Raw genomic sequence first — 14,790 nt, 5'->3', positions numbered from 1 at the left:
AATGTTTGATTAGAGCCTGAATGGAGAGAAACATGCCCAATCCTCTTTGGTTCAACCCCGCACTTTGTTTGATTGGTGGAGAGTGGATCGCGCCCTCTGCTGGCGTCGACCTGCCTTTGATCAACCCCTCGGACGGTACGGAAATCTGTCGCATCGCGCGGGGGGATTCGTCTGATGTCGACGCGGCGGTCGCGGCTGCGCAGGCAGCACTAGATGAGGATTGGGGCCGTAAAACTGCAATGGAACGCGGGCGGATCCTGACCCGATTGGGTCAGTTGGTACTTGAACGCGCGGACGATCTGGCCGCGTTGGAGGCGATGGATGTGGGCAAACCGCTGACTCAGGCGCGCGCGGATGCGGTGGCGTTGGCGCGGTATTGCGAATTCTACGGCGGCGCGGCGGATAAGGTTATGGGCGAGACGATTCCCTATCTGGACGGCTACACCGTTTATACCCTGCGCGAACCCCATGGGGTGACGGGCCATATCGTGCCGTGGAATTACCCGATGCAGATCATCGGGCGTTCGGTCGGGGCAGCACTGGCGATGGGCAATGCCTGCGTCCTGAAACCGGCGGAAGAGGCTTGCCTGACCGCGCTGGCCTTTGCTCATCTGGCCCAACAAGCGGGTTTGCCAGCTGGTGCGTTGAACGTGGTGCCGGGTTTAGGGGCCGAGGCCGGAGCTGCACTGTCGGCGCATCCAGGCGTCCACCATATCTCGTTCACAGGGTCGGTCGCGACAGGGGCCTTGGTGCAGCAGGCGGCGGGGCGCAATGTTGTACCAGTGACGTTGGAATTGGGCGGAAAATCCCCGCAACTGGTGTTTGATGATGCCGATCTGGACGCGGCCCTTCCGTTTCTGGTGAATGCGGGTATTCAGAACGCGGGGCAGACCTGTTCGGCCTCGTCCCGTATTCTGGTGCAGCGTGGGGTCTATAGCCAAGTCAAGGCGCGCATGGTTGCGGCCTATGCTGATCTGACCGTTGGACCTGCGGTGCAGGATTTGCGGGTGGGGCCTTTAATCTCGGCTCGGCAACAACAGATTGTCGAAGGATTTCTGGCCAAAGGCAAAGATCTGACCATCGTGGCGCAGGGACAAATCGTTGAGGATGCTCCGGCTCAAGGTGCTTATGTGCGGCCAACCCTGTTCGCCGATGTGCCGCCTGATCATACGTTGGCGCAGGATGAGATTTTCGGCCCGGTGCAGGTGCTGATCCCGTTCGACACCGAGGACGAAGCCGCAGAGATCGCCAACAGTACCGACTATGGGCTTGTCGCCAGCATCTGGACCCGCGACGGCGCGCGGCAGATGCGACTGGCGAAACGGCTGCATGCGGGGCAGGTTTTCGTCAATAATTACGGGGCAGGCGGCGGCGTCGAGCTGCCCTTTGGTGGCGTCGGTAAATCTGGCCATGGCCGCGAAAAGGGTTTCGAGGCGCTCTATGGCTTTTCACAGCTCAAAACCGTGGCGACTTTCCATGGTTAGGGTCTAAACGATCACTTCGATCGCCTGTTGCGCACCAACCCCGAAGACGCGTTTGTAACGTTCGATCTCATCCGCCGGACCCATCGCCTTTTCGGGATTGTCCGACAATTTGACCGTCGAGCGCCCGTTGGCCGAGACCGCTTTGCAGACCAGAGAAAACGGTGCAAGCGCGTCATCCGGCACCAACCCGCGAAAATCGTTGGTCAGCAATGTACCCCAGCCAAAGGAAATATTGGTCCGTCCGGCAAACTGGCCGTGCAACTCGCGGATCTTGTCAACATCCAGCCCGTCGGAAAAGATCACGCGCTTCTCGCGCGGATCCTCGCCGCGTGATTTCCACCAGTTGATGGCGGTTTCCGCCCCCGTCGCCGGATCACCACTGTCCACGCGGATGCCAGTCCAGCCTGCCAGCCAGTCGGGCGCGCGATCCAAAAAGCCCTGAGTGCCATAGGTGTCAGGCAGGATGATACGCAGGTTGCCCTCATGCTCATCATGCCAATCGCTGAGAACATCATAGGGCGCTTGCGCCAATTCGGCGTCCGTGTTGGCCAGCGCGGAATAGACCATGGGTAGCTCATGCGCGTTGGTGCCGATGGCCTCAACCTCGCGCCGCATGGCGATCAGGCAGTTTGACGTGCCTGTAAATGCGGGTCCCAAGCCTTCGATCATCGCCTGCACGCACCAGTCCTGCCATAGAAAGGAATGCCGGCGACGCGTTCCGAAATCAGCAATGCCCAGCCCATCAATGTCACGCAGTTGCTCAATTTTTTCCCAGACGCGCGTCATGGCGCGGGCATAGAGCACCTGCAATTCGAACCGGCCCATGTCGTTCAGAACCGCGCGGGATCGCAATTCCATCAACACGGCCAGGGCCGGGATTTCCCAAAGCATGACCTCATGCCACTTGCCTTCGAAGGTCAGTTCGTACTGATCGCCCTTGCGTTCAAGATGGTAGGGTGGCAGGCGTAGGTTCTCGAACCACTCCATGAAATCGGATCGGAACATCTGCCGCTTGCCGTAGAACATGTTGCCCCGCAGCCATGTGCTTTCGCCGCGGCTGAGGCTGAGGGAGCGGATATGATCGAGCTGTTCGCGCAGTTCGCCCTCATCAATAAGCTTGGCGAGGGGGATGTGATTCGACCGATTGATCAGCGAAAACACCACTTCCGTTTGGGGCCGATTTCGAAACACTGACTGGCACATCAGCAGTTTGTAGAAATCTGTGTCGATTAAAGACCGTATAATTGGGTCAATCTGCCATTTATGATTGTACACACGTGCCGCAATATCGACCATGAGGAACTCCTGCGATTTCCGTTGTTAGATCAATCGGTGTGTGGAATGGCAAGAGTCGCTGGTTTGGTGACAATGACAAGCTCAGGTCACAAAGCGAGCAAATTGTGTGATCTTTTCACCGGTTAGTGAGAAGAGGGGTTGGGAAGTCGAGGTTAAGTTAGTGAATGGTTCTCGAGTACGATTTTGACATCGTTGTTGTCGATCCGGGGGACGGAGAAGGCGAGCAAGGCGCGGAGGGGGCTTCGAAAAAGCCCGTTTTGCGCGCAATGTTCCGCAATGTGAAAACGGCGGATGCACTGCGGGCGGCTTCTCCGAAAATCCGCAAGATCTTTCAGGATGCAGGTTTCGGTCTGGACGCGACCGGAAGCCAGTTGATGCATGGCTTTTATCGACCCCGTGACGAGGCCGAGCGTGAACGGATTCTGAAAGCGCTGTTTGCCAACATTCGGGAAATGGGTGTTCAGGGCGAATATTGCGGCGAATTCGACTTTTGGAAATTCCTTCGGGACGTCAAATCGGCCCGCCCGCGCAACGGTCAGCGACGCAACACCGCTGACTGGACCCCGAACCCGCGCTATAAATCCCCGGCAACGCCGGAACGCCGCACCTTGCCCGCCCGCATTGGCGTGGCTCTTGGGCTGGCGGTTATTATTTTTGTGATCCTGAAATATCTGTTGGATTCGGGCTCCGCGCCCTAAGCCAAGGTCACACCGGCAGCCTTCATCGCTGTTTCTGCTGCCGTCAGCGAGCCGTCCAGATCAATCGCGCGGCACAGTCCCATATTCACCGTCACCTCAAAACCCAACCGCGCCGCGTCCACGGCTGAGAAGTGAACGCAGAAATCCGTGGCCAGGCCCACCATTGTGAGTTTGCGGATGCCTCGGGTGTTGAGATAGCCCTCCAACCCGGTTGGCGTAGTCTGATCGTTCTCGAAAAAGGCTGAGTAGCTGTCAATCGCGCTGCGAAACCCTTTTCGAATGATCAAATCGCCTTCGATGCGCAGATCGGGATGAAACGCTGCGCCCTGCGTTCCCTGCACGCAATGATCCGGCCAGAGCACCTGCGGGCCATAGGGCATTTCTGCTACGTCAAATGGGTTCTTTCCTACATGCGAGCTGGCGAATGAGGAATGCCCTGCCGGATGCCAGTCCTGCGTCAGGATCACCGCGTCGAACTCATCCATAATCGCGTTGATCGGGGCGACGATCTCATCGCCGCCGGGAACGGCCAACGCACCGCCGGGGCAGAAATCGTTCTGGACGTCGATTACGATCAGGGCATGGGTCATCGCGTTCTCCTTTTCAGCTATCGGTAAGGGGGCGAGCGGGGGGCGTCAATCCGATCCCTTGCGACTCTGCGCGCGTGGGGCTAGACCGCGCGCATGTATACCATCGCTGCCCTCTATCACTTCACCCGTTTCGCTGATCACACCGCCCTGCGCGAACCCTTGCTGGACCTGTGCCGTGCACAATCGGTCAAAGGCACGCTGCTGCTTGCGCAAGAGGGGATCAACGGCACCATCGCGGGCCCGCGCGCCGGGATTGACGCCGTGCTGGCGCATATCAAAGCGCTGCCGGGTTGCGCCGATCTGGAATGGAAAGAGGCCACCGCCGACCATCCGCCTTTCGGCAAGATGAAGGTGCGCCTGAAGAAAGAGATCGTGACCATGGGCCAGCCGGATGTCGATCCGCGCGCCCGTGTCGGCAACTATGTCGAGCCGGAGGAGTGGAACGACCTGATCCGTTCCGACGATGTGGTGGTGATCGACACCCGCAACGATTATGAGGTGGCGATTGGTACGTTTAAAGGAGCAATAGACCCTGAAACAGCCAGTTTCCGCGAATTCCCGGCCTGGTGGGAGGAAAACAAGGACCGCTTTCACAACAAGCGTGTTGCCATGTTCTGCACCGGCGGTATCCGGTGCGAGAAATCCACCAACTTCCTGCTGGGTCAGGGGGTCGAGGATGTCTATCACCTGAAAGGCGGTATCCTGCGATATCTTGAGGAAATGCCCGCCGAGGACAGCACTTGGCAGGGTGAGTGTTTCGTCTTCGACAATCGCGTGTCCGTGGGGCACGGGCTGGTCGAGGGGCCCCACAACCTGTGCCATGGCTGCCGCCGTCCGATCCTGCCCGAGGATATGAAACGCCCTGAATATGAACACGGCGTCTCGTGCCATCAATGTGTGGATGAAACCTCGGAAGCTGACAAGAAGCGCTTCCGCGAGCGGCAGAAGCAGATCGGGCTGGCGCGCCAACGCGGGCAGGAACATTTGGGCGCAGACTAAACCACTCGGTTGCACGGGCGGGGCGAAACCCCGATCATCGCACCCGTTAAAGACGGAGACGACATGCGCCGCGAGCCGACAACGTTGGAAGAATGGAAATCGACCCTGCTTGCCGCAGGCGGTATGGTTTTGGCCAGCTTCTTTGCCTGGTTCGGCCTTTCCCGCCTTAGTGAATCAACGGCGGGCGATACGTTGGGCACGTTTGCATCCGTGGGCCTGTTCCTGTGGATCTTCTCGCAATCGTGGTACTATATGACACAGGTGAAATCCCCGCGCCGCGTGCTGTTCTTGATGGGCGTATCCTTTATTCAGGTCGTCCCCTTCCTGTTCGCCGCCGTCTATGGTGCGTTCGGCTATAAAGACAACTGCGTGGTCGGTGCCAGTGGACCGGGGGACATCCTGTATTTCTCATATGTCACCTTCACCACCGTTGGATATGGCGACATGGCCCCAACCGGCCTGTGCCGCGCGTTGGCTGTGTCAGAAGCGGTGACAGGCTACATCCTGCTGGGCCTCTTCGTCGCCGCTGCCGTGGCACTTTATGCCCGAAACCACTCGGACTAGAGCCTATTTGTTGGTGTCAATCCACCGGGACATCATTTGCTTGTCGCGGAAACACTCAGACGGTATCGGTCTGCGTTTGGAACGCGAGATCCGTTCGGCAAAAGCGACCTGTTTGCCGGTCGGGTAATTGGCAAATGGTGACGGGTCATCCTGTTTATGCGCCGAAATCCACTGGGACATGGCCCTGCGGTCGCGTTGTGCCTCGACCGGGATTTCAAGCGCCGATTGCTGGGCAATCGCGCGCGCATAGCGCATCTGCCGGTCCGTGACGGGCAGCATGTGATAGTCGTTGCTGGGTGCGTCGTACCAGCTTTGACGGGCAGCGTTGGCCATAGCTCGAATACCTCCGTTCCACCTCAGACATTCACGTGGAACAAATATAGAACATTTTAGGAACTTTTCAAGATTTCTGCTGATCCACGCGGTCTTCACCGTGTTTCAAACCAGCCTGTCCCGTCGCGTTTCGACCTATTCGGCACGTATTTTCGTGCTTCCTAATTTAATCAAAGAATCAGTGCGTCTCATTTCAAGACACAAACGCTCACGACATCGCGCGTTTGGTGTCACCGGGCGATGATCCGCCGACGCGGCGTTTACTTCCGGCGCTTTGATCGTCATTACCGACATTTTGCGTCGGGAACAGAGCATCAGTAGCCCCTGACCTGTGGCTGACTTTCGTGCAAGCTCTGTAGGAGGTGCGCCAATGAAAACCCATGCTCAGGCCGTTGTCATCGGAGGGGGGCTGGTCGGCTGCTCGATCCTGTATCACCTGGCCAAGCTGGGCTGGACTGACGTTGTCCTGCTGGAACGCGATGAGTTGACCAGTGGGTCCACGTGGCACGCAGCGGCCAATATCCACGGGCTGCATGACAACAACAACATCACGCGCATTCAGCACTACACGATGAACCTGTACAAAGAGTTAGAGAAGGAAACCGGACAGGGCTGTGGCGTGTTTCAATCCGGGTCGCTCTATCTGGCGCAAACCGAGGACCGCGAACACCAACTGCGTCTGCAAGAGGCCAAGGCGCGTTTCTACGGCCTGAACTTCCACGAGATCAGCCGCGAACAGGCGATGGAACTGCACCCGCTAGCGCAGTTCGATGACATCCGCTGCATCATGTTCGAACCCGATGGCGGCAATGTTGATCCCTCGGGTGTAACACATGCCTATGCCGCTGGAGCACGCGCGATGGGCGCCAGTATTGAACGGTTTTGTCCCGTGTTAGGAACTGATCAACAGCCTGACGGAACGTGGATCGTACGCACCGAAAAGGGCGATATCCACACACAGTGGGTGGTCAATGCCGGTGGATTGTGGGGGCGTGAAGTGGCCGCGATGGCTGGGATCGAACTGCCCCTGCAACCGACTGAACATCAGTATTTTGTCACCGAAGCGATTGATGAAGTCGCCGCGTTGGGCCGTCGCTTGCCGTCCATCGCCGACCGGGATGGCGAGTACTACTTCCGGCAAGAGGGCAATGGCTTGCTGATCGGGGCCTATGAGAAGGACATGCGGTTTTGGGCCGAAAACGGCACACCGCTGGATTTCGCCCACGATCTGTTCCCCGACGATCTGGACCGCATCATGGAAAACGTTATCCGGGCCACCGAACGCGTGCCCGTTGCGGCAACTGCGGGGGTGAAGCGGGTAATCAATGGCCCGATGATCTGGTCGCCGGACAGTAATGCGATCTGGGGGCCTGTGCCCGAGTTGCAGAACTATTTCTGCTGCACCGGGATCATCCCCGGATTTTCGCAATCGGGCGGGCTTGGCCTGTTGTCGGCGCAATGGATGATCGAGGGCGAGCCGCAACACGACATGTTTGCCTGGGATCTGGCGCGGTTCGGCGACTGGGCCGACAAGGCCTTCACAAAGGCGCGGGTGCAGGACGTTTATACGCACCGCTTCGCCATCCATTTCCCGAACGAAGAGCGCAGCGCCGGACGCCCCGCGCGCCTGCGCCCGGCCTATCAGATGCAAAAGGAGATGGGCTGCGTCTTTGGCCTGAACTGCGGGTGGGAACACCCCCTCTGGTTCGCTGATCAACCCGGTGTGGTCGAAACCAACGGCTTCACCCGCCAGAATTGGTGGGAACCGGTTGGCCGAGAGGTGCAGATGTTGCGCGACATTGTGGGTGTGATCGACATCTCGAACTTCGCCAACTATGTGATCAAGGGGCCAGGGGCGCATGATTGGCTGGATCGTCTTGTTGCCAACCGGATACCGACCGAGGTTGGCCGGTCGTGTTTGACCCCGTTGATTTCAGTGCGCGGAGGCGTTGCCGGGGACTTTACCATCACCAAAGTCGCCGATGACGAATACATGATGATCGGCTCGGGCATGGCCGAGCGCTATCACCAGCGGTTCTTCAACATGGTTGATCTGCCTGAAGGTACCCGTTTCGAGGTTGCCACAAACCGTATCGCCGGGTTCAACGTCGCCGGCCCGAAATCGCGCGATGTGCTGCAACGGCTGACCAATGCGGATCTGTCCAACGAAGGGTTCCGCTTCATGCGTTCACGTCAGATAGACGTGGCGGGCGTTTCCTGCCTCGCCATCCGTGTCAGTTTTACCGGCGACCTTGGGTGGGAGCTGCACTGCGCTGAGAGCGATCAGGTTGCGCTTTACACGGCCTTGCTGGAGGCCGCGAAAGAGCAAGGCGGCGGCCCAGTTGGCGGCCGTGCGCTGGGTAGTCTGCGTATCGAAAAGGGCTACGGCTCGTGGGGGCGAGAGTACAGTCAGGAATACTGGCCGCAAGAAGTCGGGCTGGACGGCCTCATCAAGCTGGACAAGGATTTCCTGCACAAGCAGGCCTATCTGGCCATCAAGAACAATCCTGTGCGTGAGGTTTTGTCGATGTTCGAAATTGAGGTGGACACCGCCGACGCCTCGGGCGGTGAGCCGATCTTTACACCAGATGGTCATTCGGTCGGGCGCGTGACATCGGGTGGCTTCGGGTATTCGGTCGGTAAATCGCTGGCCCTTGGGTTCGCAAACCCGCAAGTCGCAAAACCCGGTGATAGGGTTGAGGTGTTCATCCTCGGCAAACCGCATCGCGCAACTATTCTGGCTGAACCTCCTTTTGATCCTGCGGGATATCGGCTGCGTGACGTCTCTAAGCCCGCTATAGAGCCTGCCGAATGACCGATACGTTCGCCCGCGTTGCAAATTTCGTCCTAAATCGTCCACCCGAGGAAATGCCAGACAGCGCCAAAGAGGCAGCGGCGCTGATGATGGTGGACACTATGGGCATCCTGATTGCCTCCGGCCCGATGGAAGCAGGCGTGATCGCGCGGGATACGGCGGCATTGCTTTACGCCAGCACGGATTCTTCCTTTAGCGCTCGGCTGATGTTTGACGGGCGACCCGTCAGTATGGCTGGCGCTGCCTATGCGGCGGCGACACAGACAGACAATCTGGACGGGCATGACGGGTATAACCCGACCAAAGGCCATATCGGCGTGGTTGTGCTGCCTGCGTTGGTTGCGCTTGCCACGCATTGCCCGAATTTGACTGGCCCGCAGGCCTTGGCTGCTGTGATCTCTGGCTATGAAATCGCGGGCCGCGCGGGGATTTCGCTGCACGCTTCGGTCAGCGATTATCACACCTCTGGGGCCTGGAATGCGCTGGGCGTGGTCGCAATGGCGGCCCGATTGCGCGGGCTCACTCCAGACCAGTTGCGGCAGGCGCTGGGGATCGCCGAATATCATGGGCCGCGCAGCCAGATGATGCGCGAGATCGCCAATCCCACGATGCTGCATGATGGTTCGGGATGGGGTGCGATGGTCGGCCTGTCCGCGGCGATTCTGGCCGAGCGGGGGTTTACCGGGGCACCTGCCATCACGATCGAGGCCGAGACTGCCGCCCCGCATTGGGCGGATTTGGGCAGGTTTTGGCAGGTTGAGTATCAATATGTGAAGCCGTACCCGATCTGCCGCTGGGCCCACGCCGCGATAGATGGGGTCCGCGCGCTGATGTCGAACCACAGTTTGGTCGGTGACCAGATCCATTCGATCCAGATCAACACTTTTTGTGAGGCCGTGCGACTGTTTTCTGGAATGCCCGCGACCACTTCGCAAGCACAGTACTCTCTGCCCTTCGCTGTTGCAGTTCAGGTTCTGTATGGCCGTATCGGAGCCGAGCATATCTCAGGGCCCGGACTGTCCGACCCCCGGATCGCGGGCCTGATTTCCCGTATACACGTGAGTGAGGAAGAGAGGCATTCGCAACGGTTCCCGGGTGGGCGCTGGGCAGATGTATCAATTGAGACAACGGACGGGCGCATTTTGCATTCGGGAGATATCCACGCCCGCGGTGGCCCCGAGGCGCCTATGTCGCGCGATGAGGTTTTGGCGAAATATTCCGAGTTCGCAGAACCAGTTGTCGGAGCGCATCGGGCTAACGCGATCCGCGATGCGATCTTGTCCTGGATTGAACCGCATTCTAGATATGCCGATCTGGCGTCGCTGGTTTCTTCACCCCCCCGATAGCAGTCTCGCGGGGAATCGGGCCCCAATTGATACGGTTCACTGCTCGAGAATAGTAAGCAATTGGGTGATTTTTTCCCTAGCTTCGACACTATCCTGAAGTAAATCCGCCGCCTCGGCCAAAGGCTTGTCAGGTTGCGAAACAGGAGGAGTGATCAGGACCTGTGTCGCCTTGCTAACCAAACCAAATTGCGTTTCTTTTTCTTGATCAATGGCTTCGGGGCGGTCGGCCAGCCAAAAATTTCGGTCAGCCTGCTCCGCCTGCCCTAATGTGCGCGATAGCTCTCCGGCTGTATCGAAATCGCCAAGGGCTTGCATCGCTTGGTGCCTGATACGCAATGCCTCTTCCGAACTGTCCCCTTCCAGTTCAAGCATAGCTTGGTGAGGGCGTTGCGTTTGCAAGGCAGAGCGTGCCCTGATCCGTGCACGCTCTGACCGTTGCACCGTATCTTGGGGTCTGTTCGACAAAGCCAGCGCTGGTCCAGGGAACCCAAGCTTCACCAGACGGTTTGCCAACGCGACAGCCGTATCTGTGCTCAGGTCCTGCGTATCACCGGATGCAAATTCCAACGCCCGACGTAGAAATGTTATGTCATCCGCCCTCTCCACCAGAATGTGAGAAATCCGGTTCAACGTGGCCAGGCGTTCTTGCCCTGCAGGTATTTCCAAGGCAGCATCAAATGCTAGGTCGAATTCCTGAGTCAGACTTAGGGCCACAGCATGAGCCCGTTTTAACTGCGGCTCGATCTCGGATTTACGAAACTCGTTCGAAAAAGACGCCGCAAGGGCGACTTCTTCGGGTGAAGCGGCGCCTCGATCAACCCATCGGTTTTCGATCAGCCGCGCCAAAGCGAGCGGAGCGTCCAGATTGGGGCCGGAGGATGCAACCACGTCGTTTAGCAACGCCTCGGCTTTTGGAGCGTCACCTTCGGCGGCTGCGACCTTAGCTTTGGCCCGTGTTGTGTCCGAGGCGTTTTGAATTCCCGCCCGGTCAACAGACCGCAATACGCGTCGAGCGGCTTCTAACCGACCTGCATCGACCAAAATTTCGGATAGATCAGGTCCAAATTGCCGTCTTAGATGCGTTGGTAGCCGTGAAAATGATTGCTCTACCCTGTCCAAGTTTGCTTCAGCGGATAATTCCCCGGCCATCAGAACAGCCCAAAGTGCAACGTCACCCCCGCATCGTTGCAAGCCACCAAACGGATTGTCGTCTGCCACATGCCCTGCGTCCAAATACTGCGCAATTGCTGCAACCCGGTTTACGTCAGCATCGGGATCTTCCACCAATGCCAAAGCCTGCATCGCCTCGGCGCCGAAGCCATAGAATGCGTACAGCTTTGCCAGAGACAGCGCTGTGTCTTGATTAACCCGATCGAATTCCTGAAACAAACCTGATCTTAAGGTGGCTATTTGCTGAGGGAAATCGGCTGAGCCACCCCACGTCCCGAACCCCAACTCTGTATCGGATATGCAGGCAGGTTCTTGTTCAAACCCGATCAAATCGGGCCCCAGTAGACCGTTCAATTCATCGAGCACCGTCGATACGCTGATATTCCCTGTCGGGTCTGCTGGCCCTTCCGTGGCACCGTCAAAGATCGACGATCGCGGGCCAACCTGGGCAAGCTCAAGGTCAACGATGCCCCGGTCTGCACCTTGTAATAGACGTTCTGACAGGCGATCCTCAAACCCAAGCAATGGCGTCGGAAGCGCAGGCATTGACAAGACGTTGCGGTTCTGAGCCGCCGCCAGCAGCCCGGTGTCGCGGTTTGCTTGCGGCAAGATGGGCGGAGGAATGTCCGCACCTATCGGTGGCAGGGCCTGCACAATGGCAATATCGACCACAATCATGGTGTCTTGGTATAAAAACGCCGAAGCCGCGCATTCACACCCGAATTGCATTTCCAACGGCCCGCCCGGTTCAGCCTGAGAAATGGCGGACAAACGGTTTTGAGACAGCCTGCGGAAGACCGAAGTGGTTTCGAAATGAACATCCTCCAGGGTGACGTTCAGACGCGCACCATACTTGGTTTGGGTGAGGACCCAGCCGGTGCCAGGCGGCACCTGAATGACCAGCCTGGTGTAGTCCTCATGCTCTCCCGAGCGCACGGTGGCTTCACGCGCAGTGGCACCGTTTGCTGCAAGCAACACTGCAAGAAAAAGACCAAGTCGGATCATGCCGCCGCCTGTTTCAGCTCTTTCAACGCCTCTTCCAGTTCCGAAAAACCAGGGCGGTTATGGGTCGGCGTGTTCTGGCGACCGACTTCAATGCACATCGCGGGGTTGTGGTTGTGCAGATTGGCGACCAGAACCTCTTTGATCAGTTGATAGAAATGGTTGTCTTCCTCAACCACGGCCTTCAGTTTTCCTGCGAATGGCCCGACCAGACCATAGGCCAGGAACACGCCCAGAAAGGTCCCAACCAGAGCCCCCCCGATCAGTTTACCCAGTACCTCGGGTGGTTGGTCGATCGATCCCATGGTCTTGATCACCCCTAAAACCGCAGCCACGATCCCCAGGGCTGGCAAGCCATCCGCAACCGTCTGCAATGCATGGCTGGAATGCATGGCGTGGTGAAAATTCGCCTCCATCCGCTTTTCCAGAACTTCTTCGACCTGATGGGGGTCGTCGTAGTTCATCGAAGCCGACCGCATCGTGTCACAGATCAGATCCACGGCCTCTTTGTCGGATTGAATCTTCGGATAGGCCGAAAACACCGCGGAATTTTCGGGGTCTTCTATATGTTGCTCGACCTCGACCGGGTTGGCTTTGGCGATGCGGATCAGGGAAAACAGAAGGCATAACAGGTCGCGGTAGTCATCGGGTTTCCATTTCGGACCTTTGAACACCTTTCCCATGTCCTTGAGCGTATGCTTCACCGCGCTCATGTCGTTGCTGATCAAAAACGCTCCGACCGCTGCGCCCCCGATCATCATCATTTCGAACGGCAGAGATTTCATGATGATGGTCATCTTGCCGCCAGCGGCCAGATAGCCACCGAACACCATGACGAAGATGACGACAATTCCGACTAGTCCGATCATGAGGGGCCTCCAGCAAACTCAAACGCGGCTTTGGTGAACATGGACGTCATTCCTGTGGCGCGGCAGCGTTGCGCCCCGCCATGATGACGCTGATTGTATAGGCGGTCTCAGGGCTTATCCTCGCCAGCACGCCAGCAGCGGCATCCGCAGGCATCCGTGACAGGAAACCGGCGGCAAAACCTGGATCCATCGTCTCGAACAAGGCGGCTGCGTCTTTGGGTTTCATGCTTTGATACACATCCGTCAGCCGGGTCAGATCGGTCTCGGCCGCTTTTTCCGCATAGGCCAGCGTTTCGCGTAGGTTCTCTTCGGCCGCTTGCATAGCGACCATTCGGGTTTCGATGGCTTGCTCGGCGATTTCCAACGCCTTTTCCTTGTCGATTGCGGCGGCTTCGCGCTTTTCCAACGCCGCTTCGCGTCGCAGAAGTTCTGTCAACAATTCCTGTGCGCCGGGCTTTTCCATACCTTCTGGCTTGGCTTGCTTGACCGTCGGTTCGGCGTTCTTGGCCAGTGCCGGACCAGCCTCCAACCCGACGCGAATCGCAGCCGATCCGATCATCAGCAAAGAGATCACAGCAAGCACGCCGCCTTTGGGTTTGTTGCTCTGCCTTGTTTTCATGCCGTGGCCTCACGCCTCTTGCGACCATGCCGCATAAACATCGGACCAGCCGTTCGTTTTTCCGCAGGCTCAGGAACGGGTTCCTCCTTTTGCTCGGGGGCTTCCGCAGCTTCAACCTTTGCAACCTCAGGCTCTGGTGGCACCGTAGGCTCGGTCGCGGGCGAGGCTGTATCCTTTGGGGCTTCCTGATCCGGCACGATGTCATGCATCGACGCCATCATCAGCTCCAACCGCTGCGCGACCGTCTCCGCCCGTTGCGTCAATTGCTTCAAGGTGTCCCCGGAGCGGTCCGACGCCGCACGCGCGGACTCCAGCGATTTCTTTAATTCATCCGACTGTGCCGAAAGAACGGCAACGGCCCCGCCAACGCCCTTTTCAAGATCGGTGAATCGCTTGAGGCGTCGAGACAGAACAAAGCAATAGAGACCTGCGCCGAAGGCGCCTGCGACTAGGAAAATATCTGCGATCAGTTCCAACTTTGCCTCCTAATTCAAAACGAATTCCATCACGAGGACATCGCGAACGCGATCCTCGCCAACTACAATGCCGATGCGCCGCAGCAGATGCCCGCGAATGCGCACCAGGGCCAACGAATCCTCAAGATCCGAGATTTCAACCGCCCGCAGATACCCGTTCAGCACATCCATGATTCGCGGCTTCATCTTTTCGACATCGCCCAGATAGTTCGAGTTCACCTCGAGCTGAGCGTGAAATTTCAGGTGCCGCGAATCGCCCGAGTTTAGCGACAGGATCAGCGGCGGAAGATCGACGAATCCAACGTCGGGCAAGGCTTTTGCGGGCTTGTTTTCCGCCTTTTCCACCGCCTCGTGCGTCTTGGGCACGGCCCCAATTGGCAACAGCCCGGGCGTGGTTGCGAAATACCCGCCACCGGCCCCGACCAGGGCCAGAATCACACCTAGTATCAATCCCTTTTTCCCAGACTTTTCTGGGGCTTCTGCCTGTTCTGCAGTTGCGTCAGTCATGACGTCCTCATCCATCCGTTCT

14 protein-coding genes are annotated in these 14,790 nt (G+C 58.1%); 6 read left to right on the top strand and 8 right to left on the bottom strand.

What is annotated here, in order from left to right; translation table 11 throughout:
- Positions 1 to 32 precede the first annotated feature (32 nt).
- Positions 33 to 1,484 (top strand): aldehyde dehydrogenase family protein, encoded by a 1,452-nt coding sequence (locus ACR0CA_RS10875; RefSeq protein ID WP_480898960.1) that lies wholly within the window; start codon positions 33 to 35, stop codon positions 1,482 to 1,484.
- A gap of 3 nt (positions 1,485 to 1,487) precedes the next feature.
- Here the strand turns inward: ACR0CA_RS10875 and pncB are convergent, their stop codons facing one another.
- Positions 1,488 to 2,780, bottom strand: coding sequence for a nicotinate phosphoribosyltransferase (pncB, locus tag ACR0CA_RS10870; RefSeq protein WP_480898957.1), 1,293 nt, complete (start codon positions 2,778 to 2,780; stop codon positions 1,488 to 1,490).
- Positions 2,781 to 2,944: 164 nt separating this feature from the next.
- Between pncB and ACR0CA_RS10865 the strand changes: the two genes are divergently transcribed.
- On the top strand, positions 2,945 to 3,478 hold the full coding sequence (locus ACR0CA_RS10865; protein ID WP_170772915.1) for a hypothetical protein: 534 nt from the start codon (positions 2,945 to 2,947) through the stop codon (positions 3,476 to 3,478).
- Here ACR0CA_RS10865 and pncA read toward each other — a convergent pair.
- Positions 3,475 to 4,068, bottom strand: coding sequence for a bifunctional nicotinamidase/pyrazinamidase (gene pncA / locus ACR0CA_RS10860; RefSeq protein ID WP_170789518.1), 594 nt, complete (start codon positions 4,066 to 4,068; stop codon positions 3,475 to 3,477). The two genes, ACR0CA_RS10865 and pncA, sit on opposite strands and share 4 nt — an antisense overlap.
- Positions 4,069 to 4,161: 93 nt before the next feature.
- On the opposite strand from pncA, the gene trhO reads away from it, so the two are divergent.
- Together trhO and ACR0CA_RS10850 are read left to right on the top strand one after the other, a co-directional pair.
- Entirely contained in the window at positions 4,162 to 5,067 is a 906-nt protein-coding gene (trhO, locus tag ACR0CA_RS10855; RefSeq protein ID WP_170789519.1) for an oxygen-dependent tRNA uridine(34) hydroxylase TrhO, read from the top strand.
- Between the two features lie 63 nt (positions 5,068 to 5,130).
- Positions 5,131 to 5,631 carry a potassium channel family protein gene (locus ACR0CA_RS10850; protein WP_480898954.1) on the top strand — a complete coding sequence of 167 codons (501 nt, stop codon included), beginning with the start codon at positions 5,131 to 5,133 and terminating at the stop codon, positions 5,629 to 5,631.
- 3 nt (positions 5,632 to 5,634) lie between these two features.
- Here ACR0CA_RS10850 and ACR0CA_RS10845 read toward each other — a convergent pair whose 3' ends face one another.
- Positions 5,635 to 5,964 (bottom strand): hypothetical protein, encoded by a 330-nt coding sequence (locus tag ACR0CA_RS10845; protein ID WP_170789521.1) that lies wholly within the window; start codon positions 5,962 to 5,964, stop codon positions 5,635 to 5,637.
- Between the two features lie 370 nt (positions 5,965 to 6,334).
- Between ACR0CA_RS10845 and ACR0CA_RS10840 the strand changes: the two genes are divergently transcribed.
- Both ACR0CA_RS10840 and ACR0CA_RS10835 read left to right on the top strand, forming a co-directional pair.
- Complete coding sequence (locus ACR0CA_RS10840) at positions 6,335 to 8,779, top strand: GcvT family protein (protein WP_480898952.1); 2,445 nt, start codon at positions 6,335 to 6,337, stop codon at positions 8,777 to 8,779.
- The gene (locus tag ACR0CA_RS10835) at positions 8,776 to 10,125 is read left to right on the top strand and encodes an MmgE/PrpD family protein (RefSeq protein ID WP_480898950.1); all 1,350 of its coding nucleotides are present in this window, start codon (positions 8,776 to 8,778) and stop codon (positions 10,123 to 10,125) included. The genes ACR0CA_RS10840 and ACR0CA_RS10835 overlap by 4 nt, the downstream gene beginning before the upstream one ends.
- A gap of 36 nt (positions 10,126 to 10,161) precedes the next feature.
- Here the strand turns inward: ACR0CA_RS10835 and ACR0CA_RS10830 are convergent, their stop codons facing one another.
- From ACR0CA_RS10830 to ACR0CA_RS10810, 5 genes are read right to left on the bottom strand one after another with little or no spacing between them, the layout of a single operon-like run.
- Positions 10,162 to 12,300 (bottom strand): hypothetical protein, encoded by a 2,139-nt coding sequence (locus ACR0CA_RS10830; RefSeq protein ID WP_480898948.1) that lies wholly within the window; start codon positions 12,298 to 12,300, stop codon positions 10,162 to 10,164.
- Positions 12,297 to 13,166, bottom strand: a complete 870-nt coding sequence (gene motA / locus ACR0CA_RS10825) for a flagellar motor stator protein MotA (protein WP_170772900.1) — start codon at positions 13,164 to 13,166, stop codon at positions 12,297 to 12,299. Before motA ends, ACR0CA_RS10830 begins: the two co-directional genes overlap by 4 nt.
- Before the next feature lie 46 nt (positions 13,167 to 13,212).
- The gene (locus ACR0CA_RS10820; protein ID WP_480876121.1) at positions 13,213 to 13,785 is read right to left on the bottom strand and encodes a MotE family protein; all 573 of its coding nucleotides are present in this window, start codon (positions 13,783 to 13,785) and stop codon (positions 13,213 to 13,215) included.
- A complete protein-coding gene (locus ACR0CA_RS10815; protein WP_480503464.1) occupies positions 13,782 to 14,261 on the bottom strand; it encodes a hypothetical protein in 480 nt (159 codons plus the stop codon). The genes ACR0CA_RS10820 and ACR0CA_RS10815 overlap by 4 nt, the downstream gene beginning before the upstream one ends.
- 9 nt (positions 14,262 to 14,270) lie before the next feature.
- Entirely contained in the window at positions 14,271 to 14,768 is a 498-nt protein-coding gene (locus ACR0CA_RS10810) for a flagellar basal body-associated FliL family protein (RefSeq protein WP_480898945.1), read from the bottom strand.
- Between the last annotated feature and the right edge of the window lie 22 nt (positions 14,769 to 14,790).

The organism is Ruegeria sp. F12, assembly GCF_056533885.1.
This window is presented reverse-complemented; position numbering and strand designations above follow the sequence as displayed.

Excerpts from the sequence above, each read along its gene's own strand:
- ACR0CA_RS10875 (WP_480898960.1), top strand. The coding sequence starts at position 33 with ATGCCCAATCCTCTTTGGTTCAACCCCGCACTTTGTTTGATTGGTGGA.
- pncB (WP_480898957.1), bottom strand. The coding sequence starts at position 2,780 with ATGGTCGATATTGCGGCACGTGTGTACAATCATAAATGGCAGATTGAC.
- ACR0CA_RS10865 (WP_170772915.1), top strand. The coding sequence starts at position 2,945 with ATGGTTCTCGAGTACGATTTTGACATCGTTGTTGTCGATCCGGGGGAC.
- pncA (WP_170789518.1), bottom strand. The coding sequence starts at position 4,068 with ATGACCCATGCCCTGATCGTAATCGACGTCCAGAACGATTTCTGCCCC.
- trhO (WP_170789519.1), top strand. The coding sequence starts at position 4,162 with ATGTATACCATCGCTGCCCTCTATCACTTCACCCGTTTCGCTGATCAC.
- ACR0CA_RS10850 (WP_480898954.1), top strand. The coding sequence starts at position 5,131 with ATGCGCCGCGAGCCGACAACGTTGGAAGAATGGAAATCGACCCTGCTT.
- ACR0CA_RS10845 (WP_170789521.1), bottom strand. The coding sequence starts at position 5,964 with ATGGCCAACGCTGCCCGTCAAAGCTGGTACGACGCACCCAGCAACGAC.
- ACR0CA_RS10840 (WP_480898952.1), top strand. The coding sequence starts at position 6,335 with ATGAAAACCCATGCTCAGGCCGTTGTCATCGGAGGGGGGCTGGTCGGC.
- ACR0CA_RS10835 (WP_480898950.1), top strand. The coding sequence starts at position 8,776 with ATGACCGATACGTTCGCCCGCGTTGCAAATTTCGTCCTAAATCGTCCA.
- ACR0CA_RS10830 (WP_480898948.1), bottom strand. The coding sequence starts at position 12,300 with ATGATCCGACTTGGTCTTTTTCTTGCAGTGTTGCTTGCAGCAAACGGT.
- motA (WP_170772900.1), bottom strand. The coding sequence starts at position 13,166 with ATGATCGGACTAGTCGGAATTGTCGTCATCTTCGTCATGGTGTTCGGT.
- ACR0CA_RS10820 (WP_480876121.1), bottom strand. The coding sequence starts at position 13,785 with ATGAAAACAAGGCAGAGCAACAAACCCAAAGGCGGCGTGCTTGCTGTG.
- ACR0CA_RS10810 (WP_480898945.1), bottom strand. The coding sequence starts at position 14,768 with ATGACTGACGCAACTGCAGAACAGGCAGAAGCCCCAGAAAAGTCTGGG.